The sequence below is a fragment of the Paenalkalicoccus suaedae genome, from assembly GCF_006965545.2.
GTDB lineage: Bacteria > Bacillota > Bacilli > Bacillales > Salisediminibacteriaceae > Paenalkalicoccus > Paenalkalicoccus suaedae.
The window spans coordinates 2,610,872-2,628,976 of the sequence record NZ_CP041372.2; the positions used below are offsets into that span (position 1 = coordinate 2,610,872).

The following is an 18,105-nucleotide window of genomic DNA, read 5'->3' on the forward strand; positions in this document are numbered from 1 at the left end:
AGCCGAGCTAAGGAGGAGATAAAAGTGGACAAAGACTTTTTAGCAACTTTAATTATTGATTTTTTTGTCGCGTTCGGTGTTATTGTCGGTGGATCATTTCTAGGAGGAATCGGTGCCTATTTAATCGGGAAGCCTCCTTTAACTATTATGAACGATTTAGCAACGACTTTAAAGATTTGGGCTCTTGTAGCTGCAATTGGAGGTACCTTCGACGCTATTTCTACCATTGAACGAGGCATTTTTGAAGGCACGCATGCTGATATCGTGAAGACAAGCATTATTATTGTTGCTGCCTTATTTGGCGCACACTCTGGATCTGTGTTTATTCAGTGGCTAACGCAGGAAGGCTTGCGATGAGAGTCCCGGAAACTCCCACTCCCGCAGTAAAACGATTTTTAGTTGGGGTCGTATTAGGTATGTTAATTGGCTGGCTATTTTTTATTTATCAATATGGGGACGTGCACGAATCTCTACTACTCGACATTCAAACGCTCGAATCTGAACTCGCCAAACAAACGCGTACAATTGATATTTTACGGGAGGATCAGGTGAAGCAAAACGAAGAAAATGAACGTCGCTTAACCGTACAAGAGGTCCGCATCATTATTGCTAATGAGCGCACCTCTAAGTTAAGTGAATGGACTTTATATGAGTTAAAAGATTTGATTGAGCAGGAAGTGGAAGATGTACGAAATAAAGATATCGCCCACGTTGCCGAATCACGGTTTTTCCTTCAACGAATGCTCGAAAATAAAACATTTACGGTAAACCAACAAGAATACCAAGTATCCCTCATTCAGCTATTTTTATACACAACGCTCGAAGTTCACGTGGAGGTTCACGAAGCATCCTCACAAAGCTGATTGAGCTTTTTAATTAACTCATCAGCTTCTTCCCAAGTCGCAACGCTCGCACCCGACGCCATCGGGTGCCCTCCTCCGTTATACTGCTCAGCAAGTGTGTTAATAATGGGCTCCTTAGAGCGAAGTCGAACGCGAATAATATCCTCTTCTTCTACAAAAAATACCCACGCCTTTAAACCTTCTAGTGTAGAGAAGCAATTCACGATAGCCGAGGAATCCTTAGACGTCACTTGATAGTTTTCCAATACGCTTTTCGTTAACTTAATAGCTGCAGCCCCAGACGGCATCACGTCCACGTTTGATAGGACAAACCCTTCAAGCTTCATGACGTTACGCTTTTTTTCATATAGCTTCTCGTGGATCTCATCCCGAGAAAAGGACGCATTAATTAAAAAGCTCGCATACCTAAACGTTTTTTCTGTCGTATTAGAGAATTTAAAGCGACCTGTATCAGCAACGATCCCTGCGTATAAAAGGCGCGCTAAATCGTTCTCAGGAGTATCGTTCGACAGCTCCAAGTACAACTCCGTAATCATCTCACACGTCGAAGATGCGTCAGTCGAAACCCACTGAATATCCCCGTACCGATCCACTTCTGGATGATGATCAATTTTAATCAGCTTAGACGCCTTTTGATAGCGCTCATCATCAATTCGCTCCGTGTTCGCGGTATCACATGCAATAACAAGTGACTGCTCGAACGTCTCCTCGCTAATTTCATCCATTTCACTCAAGAATGAGAGCGACGGCTCCGTTTCGCCCCCTAGATATACCTTTTTATCGGGGAAAAAGGTGAGAATAAGCTCCTTTAATCCTGCCTGAGAGCCGATAGCATCCGGATCAGGACGAACATGGCGTAAAATGATGATAGAATCCCATTGTTTAATTTCTTCAATAATTCGCTTTTTTACATCCGTCATTTGACATACTCCTATCTGATGTTGCGACTTCGCCTTTGCTTCGCTAGAATAGATAGTGAAGCTAGATTTTGATAAAGGGGTCACATACATGCTGATTTTTATAATAGCTATCGTTAGTTCGTTAATTTTGTTTGTCTATTTCAAGGTCCAACAGGCACGCGTCCAAGGTCCAATGGAGAAGAAGTTTTATGCTGCTAAAGGTAGCATGTGCTTCGGGCTGTTCATGCTTGCGTTTGGTATGAATAGCTATATGGGGTTAGGTACGCAAGTTGCCTTGTTTGTAGCAATTGTATTTATTTTAATGGGTGGCGCCAACATTTTCTTTGGTTGGCAGCGCCATAAAGAAGTAAAGCCGTATGCGTTAAAAGAACGCGAAGCATAATGGAATCTAGGAAGGCTGGGACAAGAGCGGAGCGATCCATTTGTCTCAGCCTTTTTGCGTGGATTTACGTTTGTTTTATTGGTTTGGGCTTTAGTTATCCTGTTTTAATTTTTGATTATCCGGTGGTGTGCCGCGATTATCCGAAAATGTGCGCTCATTATCCACTTTTACCCTTTGATTATCCGGAAATGGCCTCCCATTATCCGCGTTCACCCTTCGATTATCCGAAAATGTGCTCCCATTATCCGAATCTTCCCCTAACCGATCCGTTTCTTATCGATCAATTAACTGCGCCATCAGCATCGCTTTCCCAACCATTTGATCTTCATGATAAATTTCTACATCTACTTTACCAAACTTCCGTCCAACCTCTAATACGTTAGGATGGATGTGTATAGACGCATCTATTTGCACGGGCTTGATAAAAAAGATGGTCATGTTTTCGACGACTAAGTCACCCTTTTTAAAACGACGGAGCGCTCTACTTGCCGCTTCAGACATAATGGTTGTCATCACTCCATAAGAGATGGTACCAAGGTGACTCGTCATTTGAGGCGTAACGTCAAGCTTAAATCGAGTTTCTTTTGTAGTAGAAACATCCTCTAAATGCCTTGTTACTAAATCCTCGATCGTGTCTCCAACATGTGGCTGGCGTTGCACCATTTGAAGCGCTTTTAAAACATCCTGACGGCTAATGATACCTATTAGCTTTTTAGACGTACCAATTACCGGTAAGAGCTCAATACCCTCCCACACCATCATATGAGCGGCTGATGCAACAGACGTCTTCTCCGTTGCTACGATCGGCTGCTTTGTCATCACTTTTTCGATCTCTAGGTGAAGCGCCGATCCTATAATATCCTTCGATGTCACGATTCCTTGAATACGTCCCGCTTCATCAATGACCGGATAGCGACTGTGCCCTGTTGCTTTATTTAACTCGTGATACGTGCTTACGTGTTGGTCTGTCGTTAAATAGCTTGTTTGCGTGATCGGAATTAAGATGTCTTCAACAGAGAGAATCTCTTTTTTTATTAACTGATCATAAATAGCTCGGTTAATCATCGTAGCAACGGTAAATGTATCATAAGATGTGGATATAATAGGGAGTTGAAGCTCGTCTGCTAACTTTTTGACTTCTTCAGATGTATCGAATCCTCCTGTAACAAGGACAGCAGATCCCGCTTTTAACGCTAACTCGTGAACGGTGTCTCGATTCCCAACAATCAAGAGGTTGTTGGCTTCCACGTATCTCATCATGGCGTCAGCCTTCATGGCACCAATTACAAATTTATTTAACGTCTTATAAAGTCCGTTACGCCCTCCAAGTACTGTGCCCTCCACAATATTGACAACTTCCGCAAATGTAAGACGTTCAATGTTTTCTTTTATTTTTTTTTCGATTCGAATCGTTCCAACTCGCTCAATCGTGCTCACTAGTCCTTGATTCTCAGCATCTTTAATAGCTCGATACGCCGTACCTTCACTCACTTGAAGTATTTTTGCAATATGACGAACGGATATTTTATTCCCTACTTCTAAGGTTCGGATATGCTGTAATATTTGTTCATGCTTTGTCATTGTAAGGCGCACTCCCTTGTTTGAAAACTGTTTATACTCCTGATAATTTCTGTACTACTACAAGTATAGACGTAGAAGGAAGGTTCTTCAAGTCAGTTATTCAGTAAAACTAGTACTAAATACATGTTATTTGAGATTTTTACAGGTTTTTCTTAAAAATTTGATATAGTAAGTATAATAATGGGTATTAGTAGAATGGAAGACGTTTACATATAGAAAGGGGATGAGGATAATGAAGGCATCCATCCTGATTATTATTATAGGAATACTAGCAGGCTGTTCGGAGTCAAGCACATCCATTAACACTCCCTCTCAGGTTGAACCAGAGACAGTTGAGCTCATCTTAGACAACGATCAGCAAGTACTCGATGAAATAGATTATCAAATCTTTACGGACGAAGCAGTAGAAGTGTTTAATAGTATGATCCCATATCAATCAGAGCAATCTGATCAGATTCGAAAATGGTTTATCAGGTACTACATCCAAATGAAAGAAGCAGGAGAGGTATGGTCTCCTGATGAGATGATGACGCTAGCTCAAGAACGAACGATGTATGAACATGAGTGGAAGCAATTAGCGAAAACAAACTATGAGATTGAATTAACAGAAGACTCTATTGAGCAACAGGCGTCTTATGCATATGATCTTTATCAAGATAGTCCGCCGGCTTCAGCTGTCGGAATGGCAAACTCACTTCAGCTATCATTAGAAGATTTTTTTAAAGAGTTTGATCGCGACCATGCTGAACGGACAGTCATTTGGAAAGAACTTTACCCTATTTTACAAGCCAAGTATAGAGAAGAGGATGGCGTAGATTTAGATACAGTAGCAATCGCTCAACGCTACTCTGAAGAGGTCTTAGAATCTTTATCTACCCGTGCAACAAACTCATAAAAAGCTAGTGCCTGAAATGAAGGCACTAGCTTTTTATTGTTACAAATCGATTGAATCTCCAGCTTTTAGTACAATTCCTTCACTGGTTGATAGCTGATTAATAAAGTCAGCTGGATTTTGTTCGATCTGCGGAAACGTATTGTAGTGAATTGGTACAACTTTTTTGGCCTTTACCCATTCAGCAGCAAGCGCTGCATCTCTTGGTCCCATCGTAAAATTGTCTCCTATAGGAAGAAATGCAAGATCTACCTCGTATTGCTCGCCAATCAATTTTAAGTCGGAGAACAACCCAGTATCTCCTGCATGGTAAATGGTTTTACCTTCCGCGGTGAATAAAATTCCTGCTGGCATTCCAGTATAGACAATTTTTTGATTATCTTCTTCCGTGTAGGAAGATCCGTGAAAGGCTTGCGTTAGTTGCACACGACCGAATCCAAAGTCATAGCCTCCACCAATCGCCAAAGGATGTGCATTAACTCCTTGCCAACCTAAGTAAGTAGCAAGCTCAAATGGAGCAACAACTAACGCATCGTTGCGCTTTGCCATCTCGACAGTATCACCAACGTGATCGTTGTGGCCATGTGTTAAAAGAATGACATCTGCCTTTGTATCATCTGCATGTAAGTCCGTTTCACCGTTACCTGTTATGAAAGGATCAATATAAATATTTGTTCCGTTTGTTTCGATTTTTACGACAGAATGACCATGATACGATACTTTCATGAATAACCCTCTCCTTCAAAATATGGTACGTGCTCACCTAGTCCTTTACCCGAATCGTCTTAAAATAAGCACAATATGTGTTAAGATGTGACTATATACATATGGAGAGGATGGTCCTTGTGACGACACTAAATAAGCTACAACACGTTTTACAGTCAACAAATACAGATGCTGTACTTCTTCAATCACAGTCAAATGTTTTTTACGCCACAGGTTTTAATGCAAACCCTCACGAACGCTTAATCGGAGTTTTTATTTTTAAAGACCATGAGCCAATTCTGATCTGCCCCTCTATGGAGGTCAATCAAATTAGCGACGTATTTAAAGGTGAGATTATTGGTTACAAAGATACACAAAATCCATGGGATTTGTTAAAAGAACGACTTCAAGATGTTCAGCTTTCGAGCATTGCTCTTGAAGGCGGGATTAGCTGGAGTAGATACCGATCACTCTCTGCCCTTTATCCTGATGCTTCCTATACCGAATTTGATGCGACACTTCAGCAGCTTCGTCAAGTAAAATCGGATGAAGAGATCACTATTATGCGTGAAGCTTGTAAGCTAGCTGATTTAGGTGTACAAATTGGAATTGATGCTCTTCGCACAGGCGTGACAGAAACGGAGGTAATCGCGCACATCGAGCACCAGTTAAAGACTCACGGTGTTCGCGCAATGTCCTTTAGTACTCTCGTTCTTTTCGGCGAAAAAGCAGGTGATCCTCACGGCAATCCTGGAGACAGAAAGCTTCAGCCAGGAGATGCGGTATTATTTGACTTAGGAGTCATTCATAAAGGATATTGCTCCGATATCTCACGCACTGTGTTTTACGGGCATGCGAGTGAGGAGCAAACGAACATCTATACAACCGTTTTAGAAGCGCAGCAAAAAGCCCTCGAGCATAGTGCTCCAGGACGAGCGTTAAAAGAATTGGACATTCTTGCACGTACACATATAGCTGAAGCAGGCTATGGCGACTTCTTCCCACACCGGTTAGGTCATGGGCTAGGTATTGACGTGCATGAAGCACCTTATGTGACAGAAACGAACGAGCAAGTATTAGAGCCTGGGTTTACTTTTACAATCGAACCAGGTATATATGTACCAAACAAAGCGGGCGTTCGTATTGAAGATGATGTCCTTGTAACAGAATCTGGTTATGAGACGTTAACCTCGTTTACGAAGGAATTAACGGTGGTGAAGGAACGAGTCTAGGGGTACCAGGCACCTGGCGCAAACCGTCGAAATACGTTGGACTTACTTTAATCTTTAATAAATAAGATAATCACATAGTTACCCACCACACAAGGGGCGGTCTCATCAGTTTAGGATGATACCGCTCCTTTAGGTTATTCCTCGTCTTTTTGCCATGACCAAATGAACTCTTCTTTGTCTTTGGTCACTTTCTTTACGAGTATAGACGTCATAGAAGGATACAGTTCCCGGACTGCTTCTAGTGAAGCTGACGTATACGCACCATCTGGGAGGCTTTCCATTATTTCTTCAAAGGATTTTACAGCACGCTCATCTCGGTAAATAGAAGAGCCTTCTTCAAACTCGATTTTATTTGGGTTTTGATATTCCCACTCTACCTGCTTATCCTCCATCATCAACGTAATATCTATCGAACTAAATGGATAAAGACCTATTGTCGTTGCAACCAATAAAAAAAGCATTCTCATCATGATCACCTCATGAGTAGAATGCCCATTACTCGTTACTTTATTCGATTTTTATGCAAGACGTCGAGCCCACCTGTTACTTCGATAACAGAGCCTGTCATTAACCCCGCTTTTTCGTCTGCTAAAAATAAAACAGCGCGAGAGATATCTTCCCCTGTACCTGAACGTCCTACTGGTGTTTTACCATCATCCGTAGCGTCTTCAATGTTTGCTTCTTTCATCTCCCCTAAAATCTCGCCAGGACAAATCATATTTGCCGTAATGCCATTTGAAGCTTCTTCAATTGAAATTGATTTTGTTAAAGAAGCAAGTCCAACCTTGGCTGCAGCAAACGGGGCGCGGTAAAGCCACCCTGGTGTATGCATAACGTCTTGGAAACCAAAGGTGATGATACGACCAAACTTCTGCTTACGCATAATAGGAATCGTTTGTTTAAGTAAATAAAATGCTGCGTTTAAATTACCATTTATCATGGCATGCCAGTCTTCTTCCTCGTAATCTGCAAGAGTTGCGTGTTCAAAAATATAAGGACCAGCGTTTAACACTAACACATCAATGCGCCCAAACGAGTTGTAGGCTTTATCGATTAGTGTGATAAGATCTTCTTTTTGTTGTACATCTCCTTGGACAAGTTGAATATGGTCTTTGTAAGGAGCAAGATCATGAAGAAGCTTTTCAGCTGCTTCTTTGTCCGACCTGTATTGAACTGTGACTGAATATCCTTCTTTTAATAGTGCTTCTGTCGTTTTCCGCCCAAGACCTTTCGATCCTGCTGTAATTACTGCGTGGCGCATCAATCCATCACCTCATTAAATGTGTCTGGCTAGTTCATTTGGCATCTCTATTTACTAGTATAATTGCTCTGGTATATGAAGTAAAAAATTCTGATCTTAAGTTAGAGGAAATACTCATTTTTTCTTCTTCTATTGACCTAATGAAAGCGTTATCTTTATAATTAAGGTATCAATCATCACCAATAAAGGAGGAGATTCTAATGCCAGTTCGTTACAAGACAATACTTGTTGCCGTGGACGGATCACAAGAAGCGAAACGAGCGTTTAAGAAAGCAGTTCTCCTAGCTTTAGATCATGATGCTACTTTACTACTGACTCACATTGTTGATACAAGAACATTCGCTTCTGTCGAACACTACGACCGCACCATTTTTACCGAAGCAGAAATGTACGCAAAAAAAATGTTAGCGGAGTATAAGGATTTAGCAAAAGAAAAAGGATTAAGCAATGTATCCATGGTGATTGATTACGGTTCTCCCAAGGTAAAAATAGCGAAAGACGTCGCAGTTAAACATAACGTTGATTTAATTGTTACTGGTGCTACTGGCTTAAATGCTGTCGAACGCTTCCTCATTGGTAGTGTATCCGAGCACATCACCAGATACGCAAAATGCGACGTACTTATCGTTCGTTCGGAATGTGAGGACAATCCGTTAAACGATTAAATACACGGATGCTGGGACAGAGATGAGTGTCTCAGCATTTTTTTATGTATCTCTATAGAATGGGAGAAAAGTGGCGCTTTTTGGGATGATGTTATGCATATGAAGTCTTTAAATGTGCATTTTTTTGACCGCGTGCATTCTTACCCGCGCTGTCTGCATTCACACCCCGTTCGTCTGCATTTATTTTGGCTATGTGCATTTCTTCGTCCACTACGTGCATTTCTTCATCCAAGGCGGCGTGCTCTTTTCCTTTACTACACTACCGATCAAGCCACGAGCCAGTTTGTGCATGCATACGCGTTATTTGAGCCGTTACTCGTTGCACAGCACTAAAAATATAGCTATACAAATTACGAACTTTGTTACGCTTTAGATTAAAGATACACCCTCTAAGAGCATCCATATAGAGTCCTTCATTCTCTTCGATCGTCACTTCGCTTGAAATGCTTGCCTTCGCACGGAAAATAACACCGATTAGTGTGTACATATCCTTCACATGAAAAATCTTCAACATATTGTAAAGTGCTTTTGGAATACTATTTTTTAAATGACTTCCACTGACTTCTTCTTCATGGACAATCCCCGTATCTCTTTTTGTTTTAGTATTAGATTGTTTTTCACGTTTTATTAACCTAGACATATTGTCCTCTGACTGATGATTCGCTTCTGCCTGAGGTAGTAATACTTCTTCTTTTTGATAGGGTAAAATCACAAAGATATTTGCCCCTCTCTTTGCCTTACGATCAGCCGTTAACGAATAGGTTTCCACAATCGCTACTATCCCGAGCTTAACTAAGGTAGCAATGTATCGACTAATGGATCTCGTCGTTACTTCTAATTCATCCGCAAGTGTAGCAGCTTTCCGCCAACAAACCCCTCTATGCGTATCAAACGCAGAATAGCGAGATAAGAGTCGCAGAAATTGGCGTTCTGTGCGACCTAGCTTCGTATATGTAAGATAGTGACTCACTGTATCATTAAGTTCGTCCAACGTTTCAAAACGACTAAATTGTCTAAGCTTCGTGTACTCATTCGCTTGCATCATTACCTTTGTTGCACTCATTATGGTAGCCCCCAATCTTATAAGAGAAGTAGCGTTATAGCAACTAACCATATAAACCGCTCTCCAACACATAAGTACATCTCTTTATCGTTTTTGGGGGAGCAATTGCCTCTTTTTTTAAGAAAAATCAAGAAACCTGTAAGAGCACGATGTGTTCTTTCCACCCGCTTTATCGTTTTTAGGTAGTGTTGTGACGAAGGAATCCTTTATTATTGCAAAAGAAAATGCTTCTCCTCCTCCAAACCCACCTGCAAAAATAGAATCCTCATCGTTTCCAAAACAAAAAAGCCTCCCCTCACTCGCGTGAGAGAAGACCATTATAAGTTAAGCAAACGATTTAGACGCTAGACGTACTGTGTCACGTGCAATCATTACTTCTTCGTTCGTAGGGATAACAATAACTTTTACCGGTGAATGAGGGTAGTTAATAAACGCTTCCTCACCGCGGATTTTGTTAAGTGCTGGATCCCAGTAAACGCCCATAAATTCAAGACCTTTTAATACTTGGCTACGGATAAACTCACTGTTTTCACCAATACCAGCCGTGAAGATGATTGCATCAAGGCCGTGCATACGCGCAGCATAAGAGCCAATGTACTTGTGAATGCGAGATGTGAATACATCTAGAGCAAGCTTCGCACGATCGTTGCCGTCATTAGACTCGAGCTCAATGTCACGTAGGTCACTGGAGAAACCAGATAACGCAAGCATACCACTCTTCTTGTTTAACACATCCATGACTTCCTCAGCAGATAGGTCCGCTTTAGACATGATGTATGGGATTAGGGCCGGGTCAATATTACCTGAACGAGTTCCCATTGTTACACCAGCAAGTGGTGTGAAGCCCATGGACGTATCGATCGATTCTCCGCCTTGGATGGCTGCGATAGAAGCACCGTTACCAAGGTGACAAGATAGTAAACGTAGGTTATCAACTGGACGACCAAGCATTTCTGCAGCTCGCTCCGATACATACTTGTGAGAAGTACCGTGGAAACCGTACTTACGAATTCCGTATTTCTCATAGTACTCGTAAGGTAAGCTGTATAGGTACGATTCTTCCGGCATTGTTTGGTGGAAGGCTGTATCAAATACGGCTACTGCAGGTACGTTTGGTAGTACTTCGCGGAATGCGTTAATTCCTGTTAGGTTAGCTGGGTTATGAAGTGGTGCAAGCTCGGACACTTCTTCGATTCCATTAATAACATCGTCTGTAATTAATACAGAGTCGTTAAACTTCTCTCCGCCGTGAACGACACGGTGACCAATTCCTTCGATTTCATCTAGAGAATTAATAATGGAGTACTTTGTAAGCTTGTCGAGAAGAATTTTAACCGCTTCTGCATGGTCAAGAATGTCAGCAACCTCTTTTTTCTTCTCGCCATCGACTTCGATCGTAAAGATAGAATCGTTCATTCCGATCCGCTCAACAATTCCCTTCGTTACGACTTCTTCACTAGGCATTTCTAGTAGCTGAAACTTTAAAGATGAGCTACCGGCATTGATTGCCATGATTTTTGACATCGTTACATCGCTCCTTCATTCGTTTAAAAATCCGATTTAGACTCTCCATTATTAAACCACCTACAACACGAGATTGCAAGTACTGTAATAATGTTTTCACAATAAAGACTATAACACATCGAATTGTTTAAAAACCTTACAAATCAATATTTTTCAGAGTTTTTTGTATCCTATTACACAGTTGTAATCGTATACATGCATACAAAATAGTACAGTTTGCTTCGTTTATAAGTTTTGATCAAACCAGGTGGAAATTTGCGCCATCATGTCTTTAAGTGCATCCTCTCTTGCAAAGGAAGGTAGCTCAGCTAAAAGTGCCTGCTTTGGTGGAATAACACCGTCCTTCTTCTTTCTTAATACAAGAATACTCTTAGCAGCCTGTTTCGTTTTAAACATCGTTGCAGGAAGCTGGAGAAACGCGTAAATGTCCGACGTTTGTTTTACCATAGCATGTAGCTTATCGGATTGCTCCGATTGGAACAGACTGTTTGGCACTAAAAATACTAGGAAGCCTCCTTCAACCGTATGGTCGATTGCCTGTTCGATAAGAAGGTGATGCACGTACGTGTGGCCACTCGATGCCGCAACACTAAATTTACTTGCAATATCATCATTTGGGTAATAGCCAATTGGTAGGTCCGATACAACAGCATGTACATTTTTTATCGCTTGTGAGGCTACGCTGTCCTGATGAAATAAGTCTACAGAGTGCTTTTGTAAATTAGCATTGACAAAAGCTAGCTGCAAGAGTGTCTCGTCAGGCTCGACCCCAATAAAATGTGTGTCAGACTTCATTTGATTACTCACGGCCGTCATCAAATTGCCTGCTCCTAATGCCGGATCGTAGAGAACATATTTATTTTCGTCCATTGTCTTAGATAGGAGTTTATCTAGTAAAAATCCAATAAATAAAGCAACTGCGTCAGGTGTCATGGCGTGATGAGGTTGCGTTGCTTCTCTCATCCCCTTTAACACCGCAAGTTGAATGGCCCGTCTAACGGCTTCTTTAGGTGCCTCGAGCTTTTCTATTTTATTGATAAGATTTTTAATTAGCTCTTTTTCTTTTATCTCTGCAGGAACCTCTTTCTGAAACACGCTCTCACCCATTAGGGCTAATGCCTCTAGGTAAACGAGATCAAGCTCCTTTTGTAAACGGGTCGTTCCCTTATCTAACCATTCAAAGTACTTCTCTGTATCTGTCGCTTGTGCCATAGTATCCCTCTCTCTTCTCTAAATTCCTTTACCCATGATAGTAGAATATCATGCTAAAGAAAAGCAAAACGTCGCCACTATCTATAAGTGACGACGCCCAATTGTTACTTTGCTTGACGTAACGCTTCGATTGCTGCTTCGTAATTAGGGTGATCGCTACCTTCTTGAACGTTCTCGATATACGAAATAGTTCCCGTCGTATCGATCACGTATACAGAGCGCGCAAGTAAACGCATTTCTTCAATAACAACACCATATTTTTTGCCGAAATCTAGATCCTTATGATCCGAAAGCGTGAGTACATTTGTGAGTCCTGCTGCTGCGCACCAGCGACGTTGTGCGAATGGAAGATCCACACTAATCGTCCACACCTCTGTATTGTCGATTTCAGACGCATCTTTATTAAAGCGACGAGTTTGCTCATCGCATACACCTGTATCGATAGATGGAACGACGCTAATTAAAAGCTTCTTTCCCTTTGCTTCTTCAAGAGAAATAGGAGATAGATCATTTTTTAGTACAGTAAAAGAAGGTGCTTTTTCTCCAACTTTTACTGTGTCCCCTACTAACGTAATTGGGTTGTGCTTAAATGTAAATTGTGTCATATGTAAATTCCTCCTTTTTCTTAAAGCCTACCACAGAAAAAGGAGAACTTCATCCTAAAAAGAGTTGTGATTCCCTCTATTTTTGTTTGCCATCAGCTCTTGGATCTTCTCATAAGCCTGAGGCGCCACTTCTAGAAGCTTCTCAAGTAAATGTGTTTGCTGATCCACGTGAACAAGTCGAATCTCACGTCCGTTAACAATAAGGAACGCAATTGGCGTGATCGACACACCGCCCCCGCTCCCTCCGCCAAATGGATGAGCGTTCTCGCCATGAAGGCTGCTTTCTTTACCAACGACAAACTCACTTCCTCCTGCTGCAAATCCAAATCCCACTCGTGAAATTGGCAAAATAACACTTCCATCTGGGGATTCTACAGGATCACCAACGATGGTATTTACGTCCACCATCTCTTTAATGTTTTCCATTGCTGTTTTCATTAACCCTTGAATCGGATGCTCGCTCATGCTTTAACTCCTCTCGAATGGATCGCCACGTACGTATTAAACCATAGCGAATACCTGCTACTAGAATACGAATAGTATGACCGACTTTTATTCTCCCTATACAATCGAACCGGACAGTAGCTCCTCTTCCTTTACTAAAGTGTGGAATCACGACAACATGAGGCTTACGGTCAAGCCTCATATAAGTCGACATGATTGCAAGAAGCAGGTACACAAACGTGTGAACGCCTTGCGTAACGAGGGCCGTATGATGCGCTTCTTTTAAGGCAAGATGAGAAACGAAGGAAAACTTCTTGATATGAATGCCACCTAAACATGCTTTCACTAAACGATGAAGGCCAGAGATATTCGCCTGGATCTTTTTCCAGATTTCAAGATCAACAAGGACGTCCCTAAGCGTAAATCGTGATTTCTCTTGTTTATGTTTCGTCTTACTAGTCGCCTTTAACCCTTCAGGCGTAAGCAAGATATTTTCCCATTTCTTTGTAATACCTAATTGTTTTATATAAACGTAGAGCTTGCATTCAACGGATAGTTCTTGATGCGTGCCGCGCAGACGGATTTGTACAGATAGTGGTAAGTACCATATCCATAGAAGTAGGAAGATCACAAGAATGACATACATAAGAAGGCACCTCCTTCCACATTGTGGACGAAGGTGCCTTTCCTCATACTACTTACGAAGAAACCTCTGGGGTTACTGGATAAGCAGTTACTTCTTCAACTGGTGTAACAACTCTTTTCTTCCTTGGCTCTAAAGCCACGTAGGTGTTACCGATAAAATCGTGAATCCCTCTCTTTTCCCTCTGGAAGGGTACGATAAGGTAAAGCAAATTCGTGAATACTAAGGATCGGTAAATGAATCGTCCTATCACCTCGCGGAAAAGGACATCAAGCCATGAGAGCTCTCTCTTCTCATTCGAAAGAACGATAATCCCAAATAATTGTTTCCCTAGCGTTTGCTGAAAGAGTTTTGTCAGTATGACAAAATAGCCATACGTGATTATTGCTCCTATTAAGCCACTTAATGTGATGACACCAAATGACCATTCAGACTGACCGAAAACTAACGCAATCACAGCTCCAGTTAATGAAGATGTTAAAATAATATCTACAAAGTACGCCCAAAAACGCATCCAGAATCCTGCGTACGCGAGCGACTCGCCTTCATATTTTAGTTTAGTTGCCATTGATATCACCTCAATCTGTGTATAGGTACATAAGTTTTGGACCTTGATGCTGGTTTAAAAAGTCCGTTAGCTGTGCCTGCTGATTAAATACGCCGTCTAGCGTGCTACCTAATAGGGATCCAAAACCTAATCCTGGTTCATACTCCACAACCGTTATATCTGGCTGACCAAGATTTTCCTTTAACGCTTCAATAACGTCGGTTGTGTCACCAACCCCATCAATCAATCCATTCTCAGCTGCTTGTGAACCCGTATAAATTCTTCCATCAGCAAGCTCTAATACTTGCTCTCTAGATAAATTATCACGTCCGCTATCGATAACGTCTACAAACTGTCCGTAAGCATCATCTACAATGGACTGTAAAATCTCTCGCTCATCGTCCGTCATTTCACGAGTAGCAGACATAATATCTTTGTAAGGGCCACTCTTAATCACTTGCTCTTCAATGCCTAAATCTTCTGCAAGACCACTAAAATTAATCGATGACATAATCACACCAAGTGAACCTGTGATCGTTTGAGGGTTCGCATAAATCGCTTCTGCTGGTGCCGAGACGTAGTAGCCACCGCTCGCAGCCTGAGAACCCATTGCTACGTATACTGGCTTACCGAAGTCCTCTTGGAGCTCTACAATCTTTCTATGTATCTCGTCGCTTTCCACAACTCCACCACCAGGCGTATTGACTCGAAGAACGACACCTGAAACATTTGGATCATTTGCCGCATGGTCTAACTGAGATAAAAATAATTGATGATCGTATCCTCCACCAAATAATCCTGCTGCACCACCTTGAATGATGCCATCTAGAGATAAGACCGCAATTTTATCTCGACCAGTCCCGGGTTCAATTACCCGCTCATTAACTGGGTCTGTCGTAGAAGCAAAAAATTCCTCCATATTACTCCCTAATCCTGCTTGAAAGAAACTAATCGCAGATGAAAAGAGTAAAAGTGATGCTGCCGCTATAAGTGCTATCCAGCGTTTTCCATTCATTGTATCTTCCTCCTCAAAAAAATTGCTCTCTTCTAAACGATAGAAAGCTGTTATTATTTAAAGGTTTTGTTATCATAGTAAATAGGAAACCGCATTCTTAATAAAAGAAAGGGAGATTGACTATAATGACAAACCAGAAAAACGCGTATTTATTTTACAAACATTCGGATGACATTGATTCAAAGCTCGAAGAAGTAAAAAAACTTGGTCGTAAATACGATTTTAAACTTGTCGATCACCCAAGCGAAGCATCCATCATTGCAAGCATTGGTGGAGACGGTGCCTTTTTACAGGCTGTGCGAAAGACGCACTTTAGAGAAGACTGCCTTTACATCGGCGTTAATGATGATTCTGTAGGCTTCTATACCGACTTCCATTTAGATAACTTAGAACGAATTGAACTCGGTATGCAATCCGAATTAATCGAAGTCCTTCGTTACCCTACTCTAGAAGTTACGATTGATGGCATGAAAAGTTTCCACTGTTTAAATGAATTCTCGATTCGTTCGAATATTATTAAGACATTTGTAATCGATGTACATATCGATGGCTTATACTTCGAGACATTCCGAGGTGATGGCTTAGTAGTATCCACACCAACAGGAAGTACTGCTTATAACAAATCCTTAGGTGGTGCAGTTGTCGACCCTAAGCTAAAAGCGATGCAATTAACAGAAATTGCGTCTGTTAACAATAGCCAGTATCGAACGCTCGGCGCTCCTCTACTTTTAAGTAAAGGACGAGAGCTTGTTTTAAAGATCGTTCAAGATGGAAATGACCATCCTATCATTGGTCTTGATAACGAAGCAATGAGCATTCGCCATTCACATGAGGTTCGTATTAAGGTTTCTGATAAAGAAATTAAAACGCTTCGTATGAAGGATAATCTCTTCTTACACAAAGTAAAGAGAAGCTTTTTATAAGTAGATAGAAAGAGAGCGCATTAGAGTGAAGCCCTTACCTAATGCGCCTTTTTGTGTTAAGAATGTGCCTCGTAGGCAACCTCGCCACCTATTACCGTCTTCTCGACATGTACCTTTAACCACTCGTCGGGTTCTAAGTCCTCTAAGTCGTGAGAAAGGATGGTGAAATCTGCGTGATAGCCTGGTTTAATAAGTCCGTACTCTTCTTCTTTACTGATCGCCTGCGCACTTCCATAGGTGAACAACCTAAGCGATTCAAATACGGAAAGCTTTTGATCAGGGTTGTATCCCGGATGTTGCTCAAAAGGTCGTCTTCTCGTTACCGCAGCATGCAGGCCTAGCATCGGCTCTATTGGTTCAATAGGAGCGTCAGAACCTCCTGCACAGATAATCCCTTCGTCAAGAAGTGACTTCCATGCGAATGAACGCGCTGCTCTCTCCCCTAATCTCTCCTCTACCCAAGGGAAATCAGATGCAACAAAGCGTGGTTGAATGTCTAAAATAACAGGAAGTTGCTTTAATCGCTCCACAAGTTCTTCTCTCGTTACTTGCAAATGAATTAATCTATCTCTCTTCCCTACTGGAACCGGATAACGTTCAATTGCTATGATAGCCATCTCTAAAGCCTGATCTCCTATTACGTGAATGGCTACGGGCATCCCTTTTTCTCTCGCATAACGAACTAATTCGTTTAACCCTTCCTGCGAATGAATTGCTACCCCATGCGTTGATGGATCGTCCGCATATGGCTCAGATAAATAAGCCGTCCGTCCACCTAATGCACCATCAGCAAAGATCTTGACCGATCCTAACGTGATATGTTCATGAAGCTTCTCGTCTAGGCTTAAAATCTCCTCCGCCGCTTCGTGGTGTACGAGCATATTCGTTCGAAACGGGGTTTCATCCAGCACTTCGTTAAAGACGTCAAGCGTGTCTGTTGGGCTATCATAATAAAATAAATCCTCTGTGTGTCCACCAGTAAACCCTTTTGATAAGAGGTCCTTCACAGATGCTCGAAGAGCTCGTCCTACATATGCTCGATCTTTTTTAGGAAGCACTTCTTTTAAAAGCTCCTGCGCCTGGTCATGTAAGTAGCCAGTAGGCTCTCCGTGGTCATCTCGAACGATCACACCACCCGCGATGTCATCTGTATTTGCCGTTATTCCCGCAAGCTTTAAACCAGTTGAGTTCGTTACCATCGCATGACGACAAACTCGCGTTACCATGATGGGATGGTCTACTGACACGTTATCTAATACCTCTTTGTCAGGTAATGTGTAGCCCTCGTACAGATTTTCATTAAATCCTTCTGCTAAGATCCATTCCCCTTTGGGCGTATCGTTGGCGATTACTCGTAGCTCCTCCACTAATTCTCGAATGGATGTAAGCTCTGATACATCTAGCTTCAACAGCTTCTCTCCATGTCCAACCATGTGTAAATGACTATCGACAAAGCCAGGGTAAATCACACCGTCTACTTTTATTTCCTCGGAAATAGCGAAGCGTGCGCGCAAATCCGTTTCTTGCCCGACCGCAATAACCTTTCCCTCTTCTGTGACAATTGCCTCTTCAACTTGCTTTGGACTAACTAACGTTCTCACACGTCCCCCATACCATAACGTCTTCAC

General features: G+C 41.8%; 22 protein-coding genes. 7 read left to right on the forward strand and 15 right to left on the reverse strand.

Annotated elements, in window-relative coordinates; all coding sequences use genetic code 11:
• Positions 1–18: 18 nt before the first annotated feature.
• Positions 19–357 carry a sporulation membrane protein YtrH gene (ytrH, locus tag FLK61_RS14080; RefSeq protein ID WP_430708820.1) on the forward strand — a complete coding sequence of 113 codons (339 nt, stop codon included), beginning with the start codon at positions 19–21 and terminating at the stop codon, positions 355–357.
• Positions 354–863 (forward strand): sporulation membrane protein YtrI, encoded by a 510-nt coding sequence (gene ytrI, locus FLK61_RS14085; RefSeq protein WP_176010027.1) that lies wholly within the window; start codon positions 354–356, stop codon positions 861–863. The genes ytrH and ytrI overlap by 4 nt, the downstream gene beginning before the upstream one ends.
• Here ytrI and FLK61_RS14090 read toward each other — a convergent pair.
• Positions 839–1,783: a DHH family phosphoesterase gene (locus FLK61_RS14090; protein WP_176010028.1), complete on the reverse strand. Its 945-nt coding sequence runs from the start codon at positions 1,781–1,783 to the stop codon at positions 839–841. The genes ytrI and FLK61_RS14090 overlap by 25 nt on opposite strands.
• Before the next feature lie 88 nt (positions 1,784–1,871).
• Here FLK61_RS14090 and FLK61_RS14095 point away from each other — a divergent pair, with 88 nt between their 5' ends.
• Complete coding sequence (locus FLK61_RS14095) at positions 1,872–2,165, forward strand: YtpI family protein (RefSeq protein ID WP_176010029.1); 294 nt, start codon at positions 1,872–1,874, stop codon at positions 2,163–2,165.
• Between the two features lie 273 nt (positions 2,166–2,438).
• Here FLK61_RS14095 and FLK61_RS14100 read toward each other — a convergent pair whose 3' ends face one another.
• Positions 2,439–3,746 (reverse strand): DRTGG domain-containing protein, encoded by a 1,308-nt coding sequence (locus FLK61_RS14100; protein WP_176010030.1) that lies wholly within the window; start codon positions 3,744–3,746, stop codon positions 2,439–2,441.
• Between the two features lie 232 nt (positions 3,747–3,978).
• On the opposite strand from FLK61_RS14100, the gene FLK61_RS14105 reads away from it, so the two are divergent.
• Positions 3,979–4,641, forward strand: a complete 663-nt coding sequence (locus FLK61_RS14105) for a hypothetical protein (protein WP_176010031.1) — start codon at positions 3,979–3,981, stop codon at positions 4,639–4,641.
• A 39-nt stretch (positions 4,642–4,680) separates the two neighbouring features.
• Here FLK61_RS14105 and FLK61_RS14110 read toward each other — a convergent pair whose 3' ends face one another.
• A complete protein-coding gene (locus tag FLK61_RS14110) occupies positions 4,681–5,364 on the reverse strand; it encodes a metal-dependent hydrolase (RefSeq protein WP_176010032.1) in 684 nt (227 codons plus the stop codon).
• A gap of 119 nt (positions 5,365–5,483) precedes the next feature.
• Here FLK61_RS14110 and FLK61_RS14115 point away from each other — a divergent pair, with 119 nt between their 5' ends.
• Positions 5,484–6,575, forward strand: coding sequence for a M24 family metallopeptidase (locus FLK61_RS14115; protein ID WP_430708761.1), 1,092 nt, complete (start codon positions 5,484–5,486; stop codon positions 6,573–6,575).
• A gap of 134 nt (positions 6,576–6,709) precedes the next feature.
• Here the strand turns inward: FLK61_RS14115 and FLK61_RS14120 are convergent, their stop codons facing one another.
• Both FLK61_RS14120 and FLK61_RS14125 read right to left on the reverse strand, forming a co-directional pair.
• Positions 6,710–7,045, reverse strand: a complete 336-nt coding sequence (locus FLK61_RS14120; RefSeq protein WP_176010033.1) for a hypothetical protein — start codon at positions 7,043–7,045, stop codon at positions 6,710–6,712.
• A 32-nt stretch (positions 7,046–7,077) separates the two neighbouring features.
• Positions 7,078–7,836 carry an SDR family oxidoreductase gene (locus tag FLK61_RS14125; RefSeq protein ID WP_176010034.1) on the reverse strand — a complete coding sequence of 253 codons (759 nt, stop codon included), beginning with the start codon at positions 7,834–7,836 and terminating at the stop codon, positions 7,078–7,080.
• A gap of 200 nt (positions 7,837–8,036) precedes the next feature.
• Between FLK61_RS14125 and FLK61_RS14130 the strand changes: the two genes are divergently transcribed.
• The gene (locus FLK61_RS14130) at positions 8,037–8,501 is read left to right on the forward strand and encodes a universal stress protein (RefSeq protein ID WP_176010035.1); all 465 of its coding nucleotides are present in this window, start codon (positions 8,037–8,039) and stop codon (positions 8,499–8,501) included.
• A gap of 91 nt (positions 8,502–8,592) precedes the next feature.
• On the opposite strand, the gene FLK61_RS14135 is transcribed toward FLK61_RS14130, so the two are convergent.
• The 9 genes from FLK61_RS14135 to sppA form a co-directional block, all read right to left on the reverse strand.
• Positions 8,593–8,733, reverse strand: coding sequence for a hypothetical protein (locus FLK61_RS14135; RefSeq protein ID WP_176010036.1), 141 nt, complete (start codon positions 8,731–8,733; stop codon positions 8,593–8,595).
• A gap of 27 nt (positions 8,734–8,760) precedes the next feature.
• Positions 8,761–9,564, reverse strand: a complete 804-nt coding sequence (locus FLK61_RS14140) for an HTH domain-containing protein (RefSeq protein WP_176010037.1) — start codon at positions 9,562–9,564, stop codon at positions 8,761–8,763.
• A 324-nt stretch (positions 9,565–9,888) separates the two neighbouring features.
• The gene (locus FLK61_RS14145; protein ID WP_176010038.1) at positions 9,889–11,088 is read right to left on the reverse strand and encodes an acetate kinase; all 1,200 of its coding nucleotides are present in this window, start codon (positions 11,086–11,088) and stop codon (positions 9,889–9,891) included.
• Between the two features lie 225 nt (positions 11,089–11,313).
• Entirely contained in the window at positions 11,314–12,300 is a 987-nt protein-coding gene (locus FLK61_RS14150; RefSeq protein WP_176010039.1) for a class I SAM-dependent methyltransferase, read from the reverse strand.
• Positions 12,301–12,404: 104 nt separating this feature from the next.
• Entirely contained in the window at positions 12,405–12,905 is a 501-nt protein-coding gene (gene tpx / locus FLK61_RS14155) for a thiol peroxidase (RefSeq protein ID WP_176010040.1), read from the reverse strand.
• Positions 12,906–12,959: 54 nt separating this feature from the next.
• Complete coding sequence (ytfJ, locus tag FLK61_RS14160) at positions 12,960–13,370, reverse strand: GerW family sporulation protein (RefSeq protein ID WP_176010041.1); 411 nt, start codon at positions 13,368–13,370, stop codon at positions 12,960–12,962.
• Positions 13,318–13,995: a DUF2953 domain-containing protein gene (locus FLK61_RS14165; protein WP_176010042.1), complete on the reverse strand. Its 678-nt coding sequence runs from the start codon at positions 13,993–13,995 to the stop codon at positions 13,318–13,320. The genes ytfJ and FLK61_RS14165 overlap by 53 nt, the downstream gene beginning before the upstream one ends.
• A gap of 52 nt (positions 13,996–14,047) precedes the next feature.
• On the reverse strand, positions 14,048–14,560 hold the full coding sequence (locus FLK61_RS14170) for an RDD family protein (protein ID WP_176010043.1): 513 nt from the start codon (positions 14,558–14,560) through the stop codon (positions 14,048–14,050).
• 10 nt (positions 14,561–14,570) lie between these two features.
• Positions 14,571–15,554 (reverse strand): signal peptide peptidase SppA, encoded by a 984-nt coding sequence (gene sppA, locus FLK61_RS14175; RefSeq protein ID WP_176010044.1) that lies wholly within the window; start codon positions 15,552–15,554, stop codon positions 14,571–14,573.
• 125 nt (positions 15,555–15,679) lie between these two features.
• Between sppA and FLK61_RS14180 the strand changes: the two genes are divergently transcribed.
• Complete coding sequence (locus tag FLK61_RS14180) at positions 15,680–16,477, forward strand: NAD kinase (protein WP_176010045.1); 798 nt, start codon at positions 15,680–15,682, stop codon at positions 16,475–16,477.
• A gap of 56 nt (positions 16,478–16,533) precedes the next feature.
• On the opposite strand, the gene FLK61_RS14185 is transcribed toward FLK61_RS14180, so the two are convergent.
• Positions 16,534–18,105, reverse strand: a complete 1,572-nt coding sequence (locus FLK61_RS14185; RefSeq protein WP_176010046.1) for an amidohydrolase — start codon at positions 18,103–18,105, stop codon at positions 16,534–16,536.